Source organism: Kumtagia sp. (assembly GCF_059502445.1).
Genome location: NZ_JCACER010000005.1, coordinates 127,379 through 143,957, shown reverse-complemented (window position 1 = coordinate 143,957; position 16,579 = coordinate 127,379). Strand labels below are relative to the sequence as shown.

The following is a 16,579-nucleotide window of genomic DNA, read 5'->3' as shown; positions in this document are numbered from 1 at the left end:
GGGAGAGGAAGCGCCGGGGACAGTTTACTTTTTTCGGCCCGCGCGACCTCTGAACCGCCGTGCCTTTCTGCCGAAAGAAAGTAAACTGTCCCCTGAGCATCCCCTGAGCATACGTCGCCCTCGCCACGCCCTGCATCGCAGTCTGGCCATTGAAGAAGTCGGGAAGACGGGCGGCCGCAGGATCGCTCATCTAAATTTTATATGCGACCTTTCGGCCGCCCGTCCGGTGCTTCTTCGCCGCTTCATTTCCGGGTCATGGGATCGTACTCGCTACTCCGGCTTAAGTGACGCCGGCGATATCCCGCTCATGACGGCTCCTGAGGCCATACCGGAGCCCCGTCCCGCTCATTCGTCGGGATCGTTAGAAACTCTGAAGCAGCGCCGGCTCTCGCGGCCACGTTAGCCGCTACCTTCCGGACACCGATCCCTCCCCGCAAACCACCGTCATGATCGGCGTTCCCGCAGGAGGGACTGCCGGGATTATGCGAGAGGCGGGAGGGGCGGGGATAAAACCAGCAGGAAAAGTGCCTGCCTCTCCGCGGTGGCTATCGCGGCGACGACAGGCAAGTGCGGGAAACAGCTAGCCTTTTCCGCAGAAGCGCACAGCTTGCTTCAAGGCCTGCACGGGTGGAACGCAAGAAAACTATCCCCTGCGCCGAACCAGCCGAACGCATTCCGGTTGACACATGTTATAGTATAACATACTGACTGCCACCCTGACTCACGCGACCGCCCGATGACCGAAGCCGCCATCACCTTCCGCGACCTGACGCTCGGCTACAACAGCCACCCGGCCGTGCACCACCTCAACGGCACGGTGCGCCGCGGCTCGCTGACGGCCGTCGTCGGCCAGAACGGCTCGGGCAAGTCGACGCTGATGAAGGGGATCGTCGGCGTGCTGAAGCCGATGGCCGGCGCCTGCACGGTCGAGCCCGGCGCGCGCGTCGCCTACCTGCCGCAACAATCCGAGCTCGACCGCAGCTTTCCCGCGCGGGTGGTCGACCTCGTCTCGATGGGGCTGTGGCCGAAGCGCGGGCTGCTCGGCCGCACCACGAAAGCCGACCGCGAGGCGGTCGGCAAGGCGCTGCTGTCCGTCGGCATGGGCGGCTTCGAGGGCCGCTCCATCGACACGCTGTCCGGCGGCCAGCTGCAGCGGGCGCTGTTCGCCCGGGTGCTGGTGCAGGACGCCGACATCATCCTGCTCGACGAGCCGTTCAACGCCATCGACGCCAAGACGGTCGGCGACCTGATCGGCGTCATCAAACGCTGGCACGGCGACAGTCTCACCGTGATGGTGGTGGTCCACGACCTCGACCTGGTGCGCACGCATTTTCCCGAAACGCTGCTGATGGCGCGCAGCCCGATCGCCTGGGGCGCCACCGGCGAGGCGCTGAAGCCGGAAAACCTGCTGCACGCGCGGCGTTTCGACGAGGCCTGGCACGAGGATGCGCCGTGGTGTGAACCGGCGGGGCACGATCACGACCATGGCGATCATGATCACAAGCATCACGCCCATGCGTAGTTCACTTCGCCCCGTTTCGCCGTTTGGAGGGCCTTGCCGGGCTGGAGCACCTCTCATCCGGCCGCCTCGCGGCCATCTTCTCCAACAAGAGGCCGAGGCAGTTCGGACGCCTCGTACCCCCACCCCTAACCCCTCCCCTCAAGGGGGAGGGGGATCTTGCGGCCGCCATGCGGGGCAAAACCATCGACGATTTGCGCCCAGCGGTGACGCAAGCCGGTCTCCCTCGCCCTTGCGGGCAGGGGTCAGGGGCGGGGGTAATCCCACAGCCGATAGCCTCTTTCAAAGAGAGAGCCAGGCCGATGTATGACCTGCTGATCGCTCCCTTCGTCGAGTTCGGCTTCATGCAGCGCGCGCTGGCCGGCTCGCTGCTGCTGTCGCTCGCCGCCTGCCCGGTCGGCGTGTTCCTGATGCTCAGGCGCATGAGCCTGACCGGCGACGCCATGGCGCATGCGATCCTGCCGGGCGCGGCCGCCGGCTTCCTGCTCTACGGGCTGCAGATCGTGCCGATGACCATAGGCGGGCTGATCGCCGGCGTGGTGGTGGCGATCGGCGCCGGCGCGGTGTCGCGCTTCACCCTGCAGAAGGAGGACGCCTCGATGGCGGCCTTCTACCTGATTTCGCTGGCGCTCGGCGTGATGATCGTGTCGCTGCGCGGCTCCAGCGTCGATTTGATGCACGTGCTGTTCGGCACGGTGCTGGCGCTCGACGACGCGGCGCTGACGCTGATCGCCGGCATTTCCGTGGTCACGCTGGCAAGCCTCGCCATCTTCTGGCGGGCGCTGATCGCCGAATGCCTCGACCCGCTATTCCTGCGCTCGGTGAGCCGGCTGGGCACGCCGGTGCATTTCCTCTTCCTCGGCCTCGTCGTGCTCAACCTCGTCGGCGGCTTCCAGGCGCTCGGCACGCTGCTGTCGGTCGGGCTGATGATGCTGCCTGCGGCCGCCGCCCGCTTCTGGACCGGGCGGGTGATCACCATGTGCGCGCTGGCCGTCGCCATCGGCATCGTGTCGTGCCTGTCGGGGCTGCTGCTCTCCTACCACGCCGCCCTGCCCTCCGGCCCGTCGATCATCCTGTCGGCCGGCGCCGTCTATCTGCTGTCTACGCTGTTCGGGACGCGCGGCGCCTTCCTGGCGCGCATCCGCCACCCGCATCGCCACCGCACCGCCTGACCTGAAAGGAATTTTCCATGCTGAAGTCGATCCGTCTCGCCCTCGCCACGAGCGTTATAACATTACTGCCATTCGCCGCCCTGCCCGCCTCCGCCGAGCCGCTGAAGGTGGTCGCCAGCTTCTCCATCATCGGCGACTTCGCCAAGAATGTCGGCGGCGACCGCATCGCACTCACCACGCTGGTCGGGCCTGACGGCGACGCCCATGTCTACGAGCCGAAGCCGGCCGACGCTGCCGCCATGGCGGGCGCCGACGTGGTGCTGGTCAACGGCCTGCATTTCGAAGGCTTTCTCAGCCGGCTCGCCGCGGCCAGCGCGTCAAAGGCGGCCGTGGTCGAGCTGACGAAGGGCGTCGAGCCGCTGAAGATGAAGGAAGAGCACGAGGGCCATGAGGGTGGCGAGGAGGCGCACGAAGGCCATCACCACCACGGCGACACCGACCCGCACGCTTTCCAGTCGATCGCCAATGCGCGCATCTATGTGAAGAACATCGCCGATGCCTTCTGCGCCGCCGACGCCGCGGGCTGCCAGACCTACCAGGCAAACGCCGCCACCTATGACACGAAGCTCGCCGAGACCGAGGCGACGGTGAAGGAAGAGATCGCGGCGATCCCGGCGGACAAGCGCGTGGTCATCACCTCGCACGACGCCTTCGGCTATTTCGAGCATGCCTACGGGCTCACCTTCCTCGCCCCCGAGGGCATCTCGACCGAGGCCGAGGCCTCGGCCGCCGACGTCGCGGCGCTGATCAGCCAGGTGCGGGAGGACAAGGCTTCGGCGATCTTCGTCGAAAATATCACCAACGCCCGGCTGATCGAGCAGATCGCCCGTGAGACGGGGCTGACGGTCGGCGGCACGCTCTATTCCGACGCGCTGTCGCAGCCGGACGGTCCCGCCGGCACCTATGTCGACCTGATGCTCAACAATGTGCGGACCATCAAGGGCGCCATTCTGGGGAGCTGAGGACCAGAAGCATTTCGTGGACGCTGGCCTGCGGTGAGAGGTGGTTGCGACAAGTCCCGCGCTCGGCCCAGGCCCCCTCTCCGTCTCGGGCTTCGCCCTCGCCACCTCTCCCCCACTGCGTGGGGGCGACGAACCCAGGCTGGATAAGCGCCGCCCGCGCGGCATCGGTTCCTCGCCCCCGCAAGGCGGGGGAGAGGTGTCGAGGGCGAAGCCCGAGACGGAGAGGGGGGTCCAGAGCCGAGGCCGCAAGTTGTGAAGACCTCACTTTTCATCTGACTTTGACTGTTACAAAATAACATTACAAGGAGAAAACCCATGACCCGTCATCTCGCCACGTCCTCGCTCATCGCCCTTCTCGTCGGCCTTGCACCGACATTGGCCGCGGCAGAGGAGAAGACCGCCTGGCGCCTGTTCGTGTCCGACCATGCGGAGCCGGTCGTCACCGTCATCGATGCGCTGAGCGGCGAGCCGGTCGAGACTTTTCCCGTGAAGGGTCCGGCATCGCTCAAGCGCAGCGACAGCGGCCGGAGCGTCTTTGCCATCCAGGGCGCGGCCGGCACGGTCACGGCCTTCTCCTCCGGCATCTCCTTCGACGACCATGGCGACCACGGCGACATCGAGGTGTCGGCGCCGAAGCCGAGCGGCTTCGAGGTTTCTGGCAAAAAGCCGTCGCATTTCGTCGAGCATGGCGGCGATATCGCCCTGTTCTTCGACGGCGAAGGGGTCGTCCGCATCACCGACGAAAAGACCGTGCTGCAAGGCAATTCGGCCGTGCGCGAGGTGAGGACGGACGCGCCGCATCACGGCGTGGCGGTCGCCTATGGCGAGCACGTGCTGGTCTCCGAGCCGGACAGGGAGAAGCCGGACGAGCTGCCGGTCGGCATCCGCGTGGTCGACAGGAGCGGGAGCCGGGTCGGCGACGTGCATGCCTGCCCGGACCTGCATGGCGAGGCGTCTTCCGGCAATCTCCTCGCCTTCGCCTGCGCCACCGGCCTGCTGGTGGTGAGCAAGGGCGAGGACGGCCCGGCGATCGAGCACCTGCCCTATGCCGACGCGCGTCCCGAGGGCAAGGCGACGACGCTCGCCGGCGGCAGGGGTCTGCAGTATTTCCTCGGCAATTACGGGCCGGACAAGGTCGTGCTGATCGACCCGACGGCGGCGGAAGACGCCTTCCGGCTCGTCGAGCTGCCGACGCGGCGCGTGCATTTCGCCGTCGATCCGGTGCGGCCGAAATTCGCCTATGTGTTCACCGAGGACGGGCAGCTGCACCAGCTCGACGTGGTTGCCGGCGCCATCGTGAAATCGGTGAAGCTGACCGAGCCCTATTCCATGGACGGGCACTGGAGCGACCCGCGGCCGCGCGTGGCGGTGGCAGGCGAGCGTATCGTCGTGACCGACCCGCTGAAGGGTGTGCTGCACACGGTCGATGCCGCCTCCTTCGAGAAGGCCGGCGAGATCGCGGTCGACGGAAAACCGTTCAACATCGTCGCGGTCGGCGGTTCGGGCGAGAGCCACGCGACCGAGTGAGCCGGTGCATCGTATGGCGGATCGTTCCGGCAGCTAGCCGGAGCGGTTGCGCCGCCTGACGAAATCGACGAAGGCGCGCAGCGGCGCCGGCACGTGGCGTCGCCCGGGATAATAGAGATAGGGCCCCGGAAAGGGCGGGCACCAGTCGTCGAGCACGGTGACGAGGCGGCCGGCCTCGATATGCTCGCGCACATAGTCCTCGAAGGTGGCGCAGAAGCCGGCGCCGTCCAGGCAGGCCTGGAGCTGGGCGGTGAGGTTGGTGGTCAGCAGCGGCCCGTCGGCGTCGATCTTCTCGACGACGCCGCCGCGGCCGAACTCCCAGACGGGCCTGAGGCCGCTGGGATAAACGATGCGCAGGCACGGCCGGCCGAGCAGGTCGCGCGGCCGCTCGACTGGCGGACCGGCTGCCACGAGCTCTGGCGCGGCGACGACGACGAAGCGCTGCGGCGGCCCGAGCGGCACCGCGATCACGTCCTGGGCGAGGCTTTCGCCCCAGCGCACGCCGGCGTCGAAGCCGGCGGCGACGATGTCGATGAACGCCGTCTCGGCGACGATCTCCAGTTTTACGCGCGGATGCGCGGCGAGGAACGGACCCATGAGCGGCGCCAGCGCCAGCTCGATGGCCGGCTGCGGCGCATTGATGCGCAGCGTGCCGGCCGGCGCGTCGTCGGCGGCCCGCAGGTCGCCGACGGCCGCGGCGATGTCCGCCAGCGCCGGCGACAGCCGCTCCAGCAGGCGCCGCCCGGCTTCGGTGGGGGCGACCGAGCGGGTGGTGCGGTTGAGCAGGCGCAGATCGAGGGCCGCCTCGAGGTCGCGCACCTGCTGGCTCAGCGTCGACGGCGACACGCCGCGCTCGGCCGCGGCAGCGCGAAAACTGCGACGGCGGGCGACGGCGGCGAAAGCGGCGAGCAGGTTGAGGTCGTTCGGCATTGTACGGAATTCCGCACGGTCTGTTTCGACAAGGGCAGCTTATCGCACAGTAGAGCATGCGCCATCTTCGCGCTCAAGGCTCCTGCATGAGCCGCGTCGCGAATGGAGAGAAAGATGGACGAACGCACCCTCGGGAAAACCGGCCCGCTCGTGTCGAGGCTCGGGCTGGGCTGCATGGGCATGTCGGATATCTATGGTCCGGCCGACCGCGAGAAAAGCCTGGCGACGCTGCATGCGGCACTCGACGCCGGCATCACGCTGCTCGATACCGGCGATTTCTACGGCATGGGTCACAACGAGCTGCTGATCGCGGAGGCGCTGCGCGCCCGCAGCGCCGGCACGGTGGCGATCAGCGTGAAGTTCGGCGCGCAGCGCGGGCCGGACGGCTCTTGGCTCGGCTTCGACGGCCGCCCCAACGCGGTGAAGACCGCGGCCGCCTACAGCTTGAAGCGGCTGGGCGTCGAGGCGATTGACATCTACCGGCCGGCGCGCCTCGACCCCAACGTGCCGATCGAAGAGACCATCGGCGCCGTCGCCGATCTGGTGAAGGCCGGCTATGTCAGGCATATCGGCCTGTCGGAGGTGGGGTCGGAGACGATCCGGCGCGCGGCAAGCGTCCACCCGATCGCCGACCTGCAGATCGAATATTCGCTGATCTCGCGCGGCATCGAGGACGGCATCCTGCAAACCTGCCGCGAGCTCGGCATCGGCATCACCGCCTATGGCGTCTTGTCGCGCGGGCTGATCAGCGGCCATTGGGACAAGCAGCGGGCGACGCAGGCCGGGGATTTCCGCGGCCGCAGCCCGCGCTTCCAGGACGGCAATCTCGAGCGCAATCTCGCCCTCGTCGAGGCGCTGCGGCGTGTGGCCGACAGCCGCGGCGCCAGCGTCGCGCAGATCGCCATCGCCTGGGTGCTGGCGCAGGGCGACGACATCGTGCCGCTGATCGGCGCGCGGCGGCGCGACCGGCTCGCCGAGGCGCTGGGCGCGCTCGACCTCGCACTGTCGCCGGACGATCTGGCGGCGATCGAGCGGGCGGCGCCGAAGGGTGCCGCGGCGGGCTCGCGCTACGACGAGCACCAGATGGCAATGCTGGATAGCGAGCGACCGGTCTGATCCCGGCTTCAGGGCGACGCGGTGCGTCGCCCTGAAGCCGGCCGCGGCGCAATGCAGCGGTTGCGGCGACGCCCGCGCGGTGGCATGACACAGGCAGAGATTTCTCCGGAGCTTCTACCCATGGACATCCGCCAGGTTACCGACGACTACGCCGTGTCCGGCCAGATCGCCGCCGACGACATCCGCGCCATCAAGGAAGCGGGCTTCCGCTCCATCATCTGCAACCGCCCCGACGACGAGCAGCCCGGCCAGCCGAGCGCCGCCGAGATCGCGGTGGCGGCGGAAGCCGCGGAACTCGTCTTCCGCCACATCCCCTTCACCAGCGGCCAGATGACCGAGGAGGACGTTGCTGAGATGGCCGAGGCGCTCGATGAGATCCCCGGCCCGGTCTTCGCCTACTGCCGCTCCGGCGCGCGCTCGACCAACATTTTCATGGCGGCCAAGCAGGCGAAGGGATAGGCGGCGGGCGGCTACTTGCTGCTCTCCATCGCCCCGCTTTCAGCCATGACTTCCGCGCCGTCAGCCGATCTCCCGAGACGATGACCCAAGCGCCGGATTACTCGGGATAGGATTCAGCACCCTCCGGCGTCGGCTTGTTGAACAGGATGAACACCAGCGGGTTGCCGGGTTCGGACATCGCGTCGCTGCGCTGGCCCGTCACTTCTCCGGCCACGCCGCTGGTATATTCCGCAACCACCTCGCCAAAACCGTTGCGCTGGATGGCCAGCTTCTGGCCGGGCTCGACCTTGTCGTTGAGCTTGACCAGATGCTCGACGATCCCGCCCTCCGTCGCCAGGATCGGGAAGGCGCTGTTGCCGACGAAGACATGCACGTCCTTGCCGGTGCGCCCCATCGGCCCGGCGACGATGCCGTGATGCTTGAGCACGTTCATCGTACCTTCCACGAACAGCGCGATCATTTCGAGGTCGAGGTGCCGGGCAGCCCCGATCTCCGGGCAGAAGGACGGGATGCCCGCGGCGTTGAACGCGTTGTGGAGCACGCTGGGATAGGTAGGATTGTCGAAGATCTGGCCGACGGGGTAAAGCTCCGCCATCGCCTTGATCTCGGGCACGTCCATCTCGGCGATATTGAACGCGGCGACCTCGAACCCGGTCGTACCGGTATGGAAGTCGATCGCGAAGTCGGCGTTCGGCCGCAGCAGCCGGTTGAACAGCAACCCGGCATGCCGGCTGGGCGCGGTGATGTCGTTCTCGTTCCCCGGCCACACCCGATTCATGTCGACCAGATCGATGCCCCTGCCCGAATTGGGCCATCTGCGCTGCATGCTTTCGATGGCCGGGCGGGCAATATCCGTGACCGCCATGACCGTGCCCGACATCCCGGCCGGGTCGAGCTGGTTCATCACCGTCTGGACTGTGTGGATGGAACTCATCTCGTCGCCATGCACGCCACTGGTGAGCACGACGCGCTTGCCCGGCTTCGCCCCCCTGGCCACCGTCACGGACACATACCAGTGTTGTCCGCTCGGCATCTGCACGCCCTGGAAATACAGGAAGTGCTTCTGGCCCGGCTCGAGATCGTCGACGTCGAGCGCGCTGACGACCTTTTTGCCCTGGATTGTTTCGCCGGTGTAGACGGTGCCCGATGCCGGATCGGCAGGGGGTGTCGCCGCCTCCTGGGCATTCGCATCACCACTGCCGGCGGCGAGGGCAGCAGACGCCCCGAGCGTGGCAATCGATGCGATCATGAAGTCGCGACGATCGAGGCGTTGTTGAGGTGTGTCCGACATGACGGAGATCCCTTGCAATGTGAAAAGCTATGTTCGAACAACGGCATGCACATCTAAAGTAGAAATCCCCACTCGACTTGACGCTACCAGTGGGCTCATGACCTGGCAAGGTTTGCGAGAACCCTGCCGGCGATACGAGGATTTGCGGCAAGGTCTGGAAGTGGCGTGATCGCTCCTTTTCGGTCCACCGTTTCCAACTCCCGAACCTGGAGCGCATTCACAAAGGCAGCGCTCCGGTCTCCTTCAGCGTCTCCAGCACGATCGCCGTCTTCACGTGCTGCACGGAATCGTGCGGCAAAAGTTCGTCGTTGACGAAGCGCGACAGCGCCTTCAGGTCGGGAGTCACCACCTTGAGGAAATAGTCCATCTCGCCGGTGAGCGCGTGCGCCTCCTGCACCTCGGGCAGGCGGGCGATCAGCTCGCCGAAGCGGCGCGCATTGTCGCGGTTGTGGGTGGCGAGCGTCACCGAGATCACGCTGACCAGGGGGAAGCCCAGCCGGTCGCGGTCGAGCCGCGCCCGGTAGCCGGTGATGAAGCCCTCCTCCTCCAGCCGCTGGCGACGCCGCGAGCATTGCGACGGCGACAGGTTCACGCGCTCCGACAGATCGTTGTTGGTGAGCCGCGCGTCGTCCTGGAGCAGCGCCAGCATCTTGCGGTCGAATTCGTCCAGGCGCTCACCGTTCATCGTCTTTTCCGCTCACATGCACGAACCGTGCATCAATGCAGCACCGGGCGCCCGCGAATGCAAGCACAATGCGGGCCGATCGGCGTATGATTCCGGCAAGTCCGCACTCTGACCGCCCGGAGGACATCATGGGCCCCTTCCCGCACGACGCGCCGCCCGCCAAGATCAGCAAGGCCAACCCGGCCGGCACCGATGGCTTCGAGTTTGTCGAATTCGCGCATCCCGAGCCGGAGAAGCTTGGCACGCTGTTCGAGCGCATGGGTTATACGCCGGTGGCGCGCCACCGCACCAAGAACATCACCGTTTGGCGCCAGGGCGACATCAACTATGTGCTCAACGCCCAGCGCGGCTCGCACGCCATGAGCTTCGTCGAGAAGCACGGCCCCTGCGCGCCGTCGATGGCTTGGCGCGTGGTCGACGCGAAACATGCCTTCGAGCATGCCGTGTCGAAGGGGGCGACGCCCTATACCGGCAAGGACAAGACGCTCGATGTGCCGGCGATCGTCGGCATCGGCGGCTCGCTGCTCTATTTCGTCGACCACTACGGCGAGAAGGGCTCTGCCTACGACCAGGAGTTCGAATGGCTGGGCGAGCGCGATCCGAAACCGGAGGGCGTCGGCTTCTATTATCTCGACCACCTCACCCACAACGTCTATCGCGGCCAGATGGACAAGTGGTGGGCGTTCTACCGCGAGTTGTTCGGCTTCAAGCAGATCCACTATTTCGACATTGACGGGCGCATCACCGGCCTGGTCAGCCGCGCCATCACCAGCCCGTGTGGAAAAATCCGCATCCCGCTGAACGAGTCCAAGGACGACACCAGCCAGATCGAGGAATTTTTGAAGAAATACAAGGGCGAGGGCATCCAGCACATCGCCGTCGGCACCGAGGAAATCTACGACGCCACCGACCGGCTGGACGGCAACGGGCTGAAATTCATGCCCGGCCCGCCCGACACCTATTACGAGCGCTCGTTCGCCAGAGTCTCCGGCCATGACGAGCCCGTCGAGCGCATGAAGAAGCACGGCATCCTGATCGACGGCGAAGGCGTGGTCGACGGCGGCACGACGAAGATCCTGCTGCAGATATTCTCCAAGACGGTGACCGGCCCGATCTTCTTCGAGTTCATCCAGAGGAAGGGCGACGAAGGGTTCGGCGAGGGCAATTTCCGCGCCCTGTTCGAATCGATCGAGGAAGACCAGATCCGGCGCGGCGTGCTGAAGGAGAAGGCGGCGTAGGCGGCGGTTTTTTTGCTCTGATCGGCCATTTTCTTCACCGGCTTTGACGCAAAGTCGGTGAAAGTGTTCGGAATGAGCATTCCACGAATGAAGGCCAGCCGTTCCCTTTTGCAGGTCCGAGGGGTAATGTCGCTTCTGTCAGGGAGGGCGCCATGCAGCCGCGTGACTTCTCGAAGGAGACCGCCCAGGATCGGGAAATGTGCCTTCGGCGGCAGGCCGAAGACCGGGCAAATCTGGTCAACGACCATATGGAGCTAATCTATTCCGGCGATCTGGACGAAGTCTTCGCCGAACTGGTCCGACTGCACCGGATTGTTCAGGACCCGCGCACCGCGGAACTGATGGCGCGCGTATTCGCAGATCGGCTACGCGGCGTCAGCCTATAGTCCCAGCCGCTCCACCTCCTCCTTCCTCAGCTTCCGGTCGAAATCGAGAAAGAACTCGTCGAGCTGCGGTGGCTTGACCGAGGTGCCCGACAGCATGGCGTGCACCTGGCCGCGATGGTGGATGTCGTGCTGGAAGAGATGGGCGAGCAGGTCGCCGATGCGTTCGGGGATCATCCCGTCTTCGCCGCGGTCGGTCGGCACGCGGTGGTCGAGGTCTTCCGCCGCCAGGTTCTCGCAGAAGCCGAGAAGCCGGCGGTCGAACGCCGCCTGGCTCTCCGCAAGCTGGCAGGCGTCGCCGCTCTCGGCATAGGTGTCGAAGATCTTCAGGCCGAGCCCGCCCTCCTCCAGCATGTCGAGATAATAGAGGTCGACCGACAGAATGTGGTTCAACGTCTCCCTGATCGACGGGAAGAAGCTGGTGCGCGGCGCATCCAACTCGCCGGGTCGCAGCGCCAGCACTGCGCGGTAGAGGCGGTCGTTGGACCAGAGATTGTTTTCGGCCATGCGGCGGAAATGGGTGAGAAGCTCCATATCTCGGCCTCCTAATACCCGATAAATTGCAGCCCATCCCACAACAGCAAAAAACCGACCAGATTGGCGACGAGCAGGCCGTTCATGCGGCGGCGCATGGCTTGCGTCCCGGCGTCGCGCGCCACGCCCGAATTCGTCACGGTGTGGAAGATCAGGGCGTTGCGCGGCAGGCCGGACCGGTTGGCGAGGTCCGGCGAGCGCGCCTCGATGCGGTAGGAGAGCCGGATCGCCTGGACGAAGACGACGAGCATGACGACGCCCCAAAGGCCGGTGAGGATCGGAAACCAGAGGCTCACTGCCCCTCCTGTTCTCCCGCCCGCCGCACCGTCTGCTCGATGGCGCCGAAGATCGAGTGGCCGCTCCTGTCCTTCATCTCGATGCGCACGGTGTCGCCGAAGCGCAGGAACGGCGTCTTGGCCGCGCCGGTCTCGATCGCCTCGACCATGCGCTGCTCGGCGATGCAGGAATAGCCGACGCCGCCGGCAGCGATCGGCCTGCCCGGTCCGCCGTCGCGCTTGTTGGAGACGGTGCCCGAGCCGATGATCGCGCCGGCGCCGAGCGGCCGCGTCTTCGCCGCATGGGCGATCAGCTGCGGAAAATCGAAGGTCATGTCGACGCCGGCATCGGCGCGGCCGAACGGCTTGCCGTTGAGCTCGACCGAGAGCGGCAGGCGGACCCGCCCGCCGTCCCAGGCATCGCCCAGCTCGTCCGGCGTGACGGCGACAGGCGAGAAGGCAGAGGACGGCTTCGACTGGAAGAAGCCGAATCCCTTCTCCAGCTCGGCCGGGATCAGGCCGCGCAGGCTGACGTCGTTGACCAGCATGACCAGCCGGATCGCCGAGCGCGCCTCGTCGACCGTGGCGCCCATGGGCACGTCGTCGACGATGACGGCCACCTCGGCCTCGAGGTCGATGCCCCAGGCCTCGTCGGCCATGACGATCGCGTCGCGCGGCGGCAGGAAGGTATCGGAACCGCCCTGATACATCAGCGGCTCGGTCCAGAAGCTTTCCGGCATCTTCGCGCCGCGCGCCCTGCGCACCAGCTCGACGTGGTTCACGTAAGCCGAGCCATCGGCCCACTGGTAGGCGCGCGGCAGCGGCGAATGCGCGTCGTGCTCGTGGAAGCGCGCCGAGGGCACCGCGCCGGTCTCCAGCGATTCGGCCATGGCCTCCAGATGCGGCGCCAGCCGCGCCCAATTGTCGAGCGCCGCCTGCAGCGTCGGCACCAGGAAGGAAGCGTCGGTGTAGCGCGTCAGGTCGCGCGAGACGACGACGAGCCGTCCGTCGCGAGAACCGTTCTTCAGGCTGGCAAGCTTCATCAAATCCTCCCTGGTCGAGCTACAACACGGCGATCGGCGTCGGCCGTCAAGGCGCATTCGACAATCGAGAGGAAGCGAACCGGCCGTTGACGCGATTTGGTTGCGGCCGTAACAATTGGATTTGCAACCATCAAGCCGGAGCACGCCATGCCTGCCCGCTCGGCCCCACGCCCGATGCCGGCCAGCAGGGCCGGCCAGGAGCCGCTGCTCGCCCTCGAAGAGTTCTTGCCCTACCGGCTGAACCGGCTGGCGGACAAGGTCAGCCGCGAGTTCTCCAAAATCTATGCGGACCGGCACGGGCTGACGCGGCCGGAATGGCGGACGCTGGCGACGCTTGGCCAGTTCGGCACGATGACGGCGACGGAGATCGGCGCGCATTCCTCCATGCACAAGACAAAAGTCAGCCGCGCCGTCTCGGCGCTGGAGAAGCGCAAATGGCTGGCGCGCGGCATCGATCCGCTCGACCGCAGGCTGGAGCACCTGACGCTGACGCGCGCCGGACACGCCGCCTACCGCGATCTGGTGCCGCTGATGAAGGCCCACGAGGCGCGGCTGCTCGGCCGGGCGAGCGCCAGCGAGCGGCAGGCGATCCAGAACGCGATCGACGTGCTGGAGCGGGCGCTGAAGCTCTGATCAGGCCTCCGGCAGCGGCCGCGGATACTGGATGCGCGGCGGCAGCCGGTGATGCAGCAGCGCCAGCCCGACCAGGCTGACGCAGCTCACGAAGACGGTGATGAACAGCGACGTGCTCTGCAGCGGCGAGGCCAGCGCCACCAGGGGAATGGCGCCGGCCGGCGGATGGGTGATGCGCAGCATCAGCATGCCGGCGATGGCCGCGCCGACGGCGACGGCGGCCACCCACCACAGGCCGGGAAAGGCGAGCGCGGCGGCGACGCCGAGGATCGTCGCCAGCAGATAGCCGCCGAAAATGTTGATCGGCTGCGCCAGCGGGCTGGCCGGGTGGCCGAACAGCAGCACCACCGTGGCACCGAGCGGCGCGATCAGCAGCGGCAGCCCGGTCAGCGTCGCCAACCCGCCGACGGCGCCGATGCCGAGCACGGCCCCGGCACCCGATTTCAGGTGCGAGGTGAACTGGCCGCCGGGTTCGTGCCGGGCGGTGAAGGAGCGAAGGTGGCGGCGCATCGACGGACCTAAAACGAAGGGCCCGCTCCGATAGCAACTCGCCCGGGCTCTGGGCAACGAACAAAGTTCGAATTTTGGGCAGAAGATGAAAATTTCATCGCCGTGATCCGGCGCAGCCATCGCAACCACAGGTAGGTATATTGCAATTTTCCCCTAAACGCCTATGATCGACTGGTCAAAATGACCGGTTAAAATCCATGAAGACGATTCAGGCATCGGAAGCCAAGGCAAAGTTCCTGTCGCTGCTCAGCGAGGCCGAGCGCGGCGAGACCATAGAGATTACCCGACACGGCCGAGCCGTGGCCAAGATCGTCCCCATCGACAGTGCATATGAGCGTCGCGTCAAGGCGGCGCAAGCAATACGCGACTACAAGAAATCCGGCATCAGAACCGGGATTACGGTCCAGGATATCTTGTCCGCGCGCGATGAAGGCCGGCCTTGATGACGATTGTCGTCGACAGTTCCACCGCCGCCAGTTGGGGCATGCCTGACGAAAGATCCGCAATCGCCGATCAGGCACTAACCAGCGCGACGGAAGTCGGCATGACCGTGCCTGACTTGTTCTGGCACGAACTGCGCAACGTGTTTCTCGTCAACGAGAGGCGCGGCAGGCTGACGAGCGAACTTACAAGGAACGGCCTCGGCTTGATAGAAAGCCTCGAGCCGACGACCGACCGCTCGTCTCAACACGATTCGATCCTTGAATTGGCTCGCCGGCACACACTTTCCGCCTATGATGCAGCCTTTCTCGAATTGGCGATACGACTGCGAGCGCCGCTTGCGACGCTCGACGACAAGCTCGCCAAGGCTGCGGTGGCGGAACAGGTGAAGACGATTTCCCAGCTGGGCTGATCCCTCACCAGCCCATCATCATCTTGCCGGAATTGCCGGATTTCATCGCTTCGGAGCCGGGCAGCGAACGGGCAATCTTGACATTGCATGCGATCGCCAGAGAGTTGCGGAGAAGCTGTCGGCATTGAAGACCGCGGAACTCTTCGCTGAACGCAAGAATCGCGCGGATTTTGCTGCCTTCGATCGCATCATGAGCCGCCGCGGCGGCAAGGAACCTACAGCGGAAGACACCTTGTGGCGCCGCGGATTGGCCTCACCAATCCATCACCACCTTGCCGGAACTGCCTGATTTCATCGCCTCGAAGCCGGCGATGTAGTCGTCGACGCCGATGCGGTGGGTGATCAGGCCGGTGACGTCGAGCGGCCCCTGCACCAGGGCGATCATCTTGTACCAGGTCTCGAACATCTCGCGGCCGTATATGCCCTTCAAGGTCAGCATCTTGAAGATGACCTTGTTCCAGTCGATCTCGAAGCCGGTCGGCGCGATGCCGAGAATGGCGATCTTGCCGCCATTGTTCATGGCGTCGATCATGTCGCGGAAGGCGGCGGCGGAGCCCGACATCTCCAGGCCGACGTCAAAACCCTCGCGCATGCCCTCCTCGCGCATCACGTCGGCGAGCTTTTCCGTCGAGGCGTCGACGACGTGATGCACGCCGAGCTTTTTGGCCAGCGCCAGCCGCGTCGGGTTGATGTCGGTGATGACGACCTTTCGCGCACCCACGCACTGGGCGACGAGCGCGCCCATGATGCCGATCGGCCCGGCGCCGGTCACCAGCACGTCCTCGCCGACGAGGTCGAAGGAGAGCGCCGTGTGCACGGCGTTGCCGAGCGGGTCGAAGATCGCCGCCACCTCGTCGGGAATGTCGTCGGGGATCGGCACGACATTGTGCTGCGGGATAGCAACATATTCGGCGAAGGCGCCCGGCCGGTTGACGCCGACGCCTTGCGTGTTGCGGCAGAGATGCCCGCGGCCGGCGCGGCAGTTGCGGCAATGGCCGCAGACGATGTGGCCCTCGCCGGAAACGCGCTGGCCGAGCTTGTACTCAGTCACCGCCGCGCCGAAATCCGCCACCGTGCCCACGAATTCGTGGCCGGTCACCATCGGCACCGGCACGGTCTTTTGCGCCCACTGGTCCCAGTTGTAGATATGGACGTCGGTGCCACAGATAGCGGTCTTTTTCACCTTGATCAGCACGTCATTGGGGCCGATCTCGGGAACCGGTACCTGTTCCATCCAGATGCCGGGTTCGGCCTTGGCTTTCACGAGGGCGCGCATCATGTTGGACATTGGGAAACCTCGTCCGCAAACCACGAAGCGTGGCGCCTCGTCGCACCCCCCTCTGTCCTGCCGGACATCTCCCCCGCAAGGGGGGAGATTGGCCGGCCGCTTTGGTTTCGCCAATCCTCCACGCTGCAGAAGAACCGGTTTCGTCGAAACTGCCAATCTCC

At 66.0% G+C, this 16,579-nt stretch carries 20 protein-coding genes; 11 read left to right on the top strand and 9 right to left on the bottom strand.

The annotated features are described in order from the left end of the window. On the bottom strand, window positions 1-190 hold a 190-nt coding region (locus AC5JDC_RS02305), incomplete at its 3' end, for a hypothetical protein (protein WP_495838762.1). Window positions 191-736: 546 nt separating this feature from the next. On the opposite strand from AC5JDC_RS02305, the gene aztA reads away from it, so the two are divergent. From aztA to aztD, 4 genes are all read left to right on the top strand, one after another. After that, window positions 737-1,522: a zinc ABC transporter ATP-binding protein AztA gene (aztA, locus tag AC5JDC_RS02300; protein WP_106772147.1), complete on the top strand. Its 786-nt coding sequence runs from the start codon at window positions 737-739 to the stop codon at window positions 1,520-1,522. A 299-nt stretch (window positions 1,523-1,821) separates the two neighbouring features. Beyond that, a complete protein-coding gene (aztB, locus tag AC5JDC_RS02295; protein WP_495838760.1) occupies window positions 1,822-2,691 on the top strand; it encodes a zinc ABC transporter permease AztB in 870 nt (289 codons plus the stop codon). 17 nt (window positions 2,692-2,708) lie between these two features. Continuing rightward, the gene (gene aztC / locus AC5JDC_RS02290; RefSeq protein WP_495838758.1) at window positions 2,709-3,653 is read left to right on the top strand and encodes a zinc ABC transporter substrate-binding protein AztC; all 945 of its coding nucleotides are present in this window, start codon (window positions 2,709-2,711) and stop codon (window positions 3,651-3,653) included. Window positions 3,654-3,968: 315 nt separating this feature from the next. Beyond that, the gene (aztD, locus tag AC5JDC_RS02285) at window positions 3,969-5,180 is read left to right on the top strand and encodes a zinc metallochaperone AztD (RefSeq protein ID WP_495838756.1); all 1,212 of its coding nucleotides are present in this window, start codon (window positions 3,969-3,971) and stop codon (window positions 5,178-5,180) included. Between the two features lie 33 nt (window positions 5,181-5,213). Here aztD and AC5JDC_RS02280 read toward each other — a convergent pair whose 3' ends face one another. Beyond that, the gene (locus AC5JDC_RS02280) at window positions 5,214-6,110 is read right to left on the bottom strand and encodes a LysR substrate-binding domain-containing protein (RefSeq protein ID WP_495838754.1); all 897 of its coding nucleotides are present in this window, start codon (window positions 6,108-6,110) and stop codon (window positions 5,214-5,216) included. Window positions 6,111-6,224: 114 nt separating this feature from the next. On the opposite strand from AC5JDC_RS02280, the gene AC5JDC_RS02275 reads away from it, so the two are divergent. Together AC5JDC_RS02275 and AC5JDC_RS02270 are read left to right on the top strand one after the other, a co-directional pair. After that, window positions 6,225-7,226: an aldo/keto reductase gene (locus AC5JDC_RS02275; protein WP_495838752.1), complete on the top strand. Its 1,002-nt coding sequence runs from the start codon at window positions 6,225-6,227 to the stop codon at window positions 7,224-7,226. Between the two features lie 120 nt (window positions 7,227-7,346). After that, the gene (locus AC5JDC_RS02270) at window positions 7,347-7,685 is read left to right on the top strand and encodes a protein tyrosine phosphatase family protein (protein ID WP_106772141.1); all 339 of its coding nucleotides are present in this window, start codon (window positions 7,347-7,349) and stop codon (window positions 7,683-7,685) included. A 97-nt stretch (window positions 7,686-7,782) separates the two neighbouring features. Here the strand turns inward: AC5JDC_RS02270 and AC5JDC_RS02265 are convergent, their stop codons facing one another. Both AC5JDC_RS02265 and AC5JDC_RS02260 read right to left on the bottom strand, forming a co-directional pair. Beyond that, window positions 7,783-8,976 (bottom strand): M14 family metallopeptidase, encoded by a 1,194-nt coding sequence (locus AC5JDC_RS02265; RefSeq protein WP_495838749.1) that lies wholly within the window; start codon window positions 8,974-8,976, stop codon window positions 7,783-7,785. Window positions 8,977-9,193: 217 nt separating this feature from the next. Beyond that, complete coding sequence (locus AC5JDC_RS02260) at window positions 9,194-9,661, bottom strand: Lrp/AsnC family transcriptional regulator (RefSeq protein WP_495838747.1); 468 nt, start codon at window positions 9,659-9,661, stop codon at window positions 9,194-9,196. 128 nt (window positions 9,662-9,789) lie between these two features. Between AC5JDC_RS02260 and hppD the strand changes: the two genes are divergently transcribed. Then, window positions 9,790-10,899, top strand: coding sequence for a 4-hydroxyphenylpyruvate dioxygenase (gene hppD / locus AC5JDC_RS02255; protein ID WP_495838745.1), 1,110 nt, complete (start codon window positions 9,790-9,792; stop codon window positions 10,897-10,899). Between the two features lie 152 nt (window positions 10,900-11,051). Continuing rightward, a complete protein-coding gene (locus AC5JDC_RS02250; protein ID WP_495838743.1) occupies window positions 11,052-11,285 on the top strand; it encodes a hypothetical protein in 234 nt (77 codons plus the stop codon). Here AC5JDC_RS02250 and AC5JDC_RS02245 read toward each other — a convergent pair. The 3 genes from AC5JDC_RS02245 to AC5JDC_RS02235 are packed head-to-tail and all read right to left on the bottom strand — an operon-like array spanning window position 11,280 to window position 13,134. Beyond that, a complete protein-coding gene (locus AC5JDC_RS02245; RefSeq protein WP_495838741.1) occupies window positions 11,280-11,816 on the bottom strand; it encodes a DinB family protein in 537 nt (178 codons plus the stop codon). The two genes, AC5JDC_RS02250 and AC5JDC_RS02245, sit on opposite strands and share 6 nt — an antisense overlap. Before the next feature lie 11 nt (window positions 11,817-11,827). Continuing rightward, window positions 11,828-12,112 (bottom strand): hypothetical protein, encoded by a 285-nt coding sequence (locus AC5JDC_RS02240; protein ID WP_495838739.1) that lies wholly within the window; start codon window positions 12,110-12,112, stop codon window positions 11,828-11,830. Beyond that, complete coding sequence (locus tag AC5JDC_RS02235) at window positions 12,109-13,134, bottom strand: fumarylacetoacetate hydrolase family protein (RefSeq protein WP_495838737.1); 1,026 nt, start codon at window positions 13,132-13,134, stop codon at window positions 12,109-12,111. The genes AC5JDC_RS02240 and AC5JDC_RS02235 overlap by 4 nt, the downstream gene beginning before the upstream one ends. A 147-nt stretch (window positions 13,135-13,281) precedes the next feature. Here AC5JDC_RS02235 and AC5JDC_RS02230 point away from each other — a divergent pair, with 147 nt between their 5' ends. Continuing rightward, a complete protein-coding gene (locus AC5JDC_RS02230; protein ID WP_495838735.1) occupies window positions 13,282-13,767 on the top strand; it encodes a MarR family winged helix-turn-helix transcriptional regulator in 486 nt (161 codons plus the stop codon). Here AC5JDC_RS02230 and AC5JDC_RS02225 read toward each other — a convergent pair whose 3' ends face one another. Then, window positions 13,768-14,277 (bottom strand): HPP family protein, encoded by a 510-nt coding sequence (locus AC5JDC_RS02225; protein ID WP_495838733.1) that lies wholly within the window; start codon window positions 14,275-14,277, stop codon window positions 13,768-13,770. A gap of 197 nt (window positions 14,278-14,474) precedes the next feature. On the opposite strand from AC5JDC_RS02225, the gene AC5JDC_RS02220 reads away from it, so the two are divergent. Both AC5JDC_RS02220 and AC5JDC_RS02215 read left to right on the top strand, forming a co-directional pair. Then, window positions 14,475-14,720 carry a type II toxin-antitoxin system Phd/YefM family antitoxin gene (locus AC5JDC_RS02220; protein WP_495838731.1) on the top strand — a complete coding sequence of 82 codons (246 nt, stop codon included), beginning with the start codon at window positions 14,475-14,477 and terminating at the stop codon, window positions 14,718-14,720. Then, the gene (locus AC5JDC_RS02215; protein ID WP_495838729.1) at window positions 14,720-15,130 is read left to right on the top strand and encodes a type II toxin-antitoxin system VapC family toxin; all 411 of its coding nucleotides are present in this window, start codon (window positions 14,720-14,722) and stop codon (window positions 15,128-15,130) included. Before AC5JDC_RS02220 ends, AC5JDC_RS02215 begins: the two co-directional genes overlap by 1 nt. A gap of 253 nt (window positions 15,131-15,383) precedes the next feature. Here AC5JDC_RS02215 and tdh read toward each other — a convergent pair whose 3' ends face one another. Then, on the bottom strand, window positions 15,384-16,418 hold the full coding sequence (tdh, locus tag AC5JDC_RS02210; protein WP_495838727.1) for an L-threonine 3-dehydrogenase: 1,035 nt from the start codon (window positions 16,416-16,418) through the stop codon (window positions 15,384-15,386). Window positions 16,419-16,579: the final 161 nt, after the last annotated feature.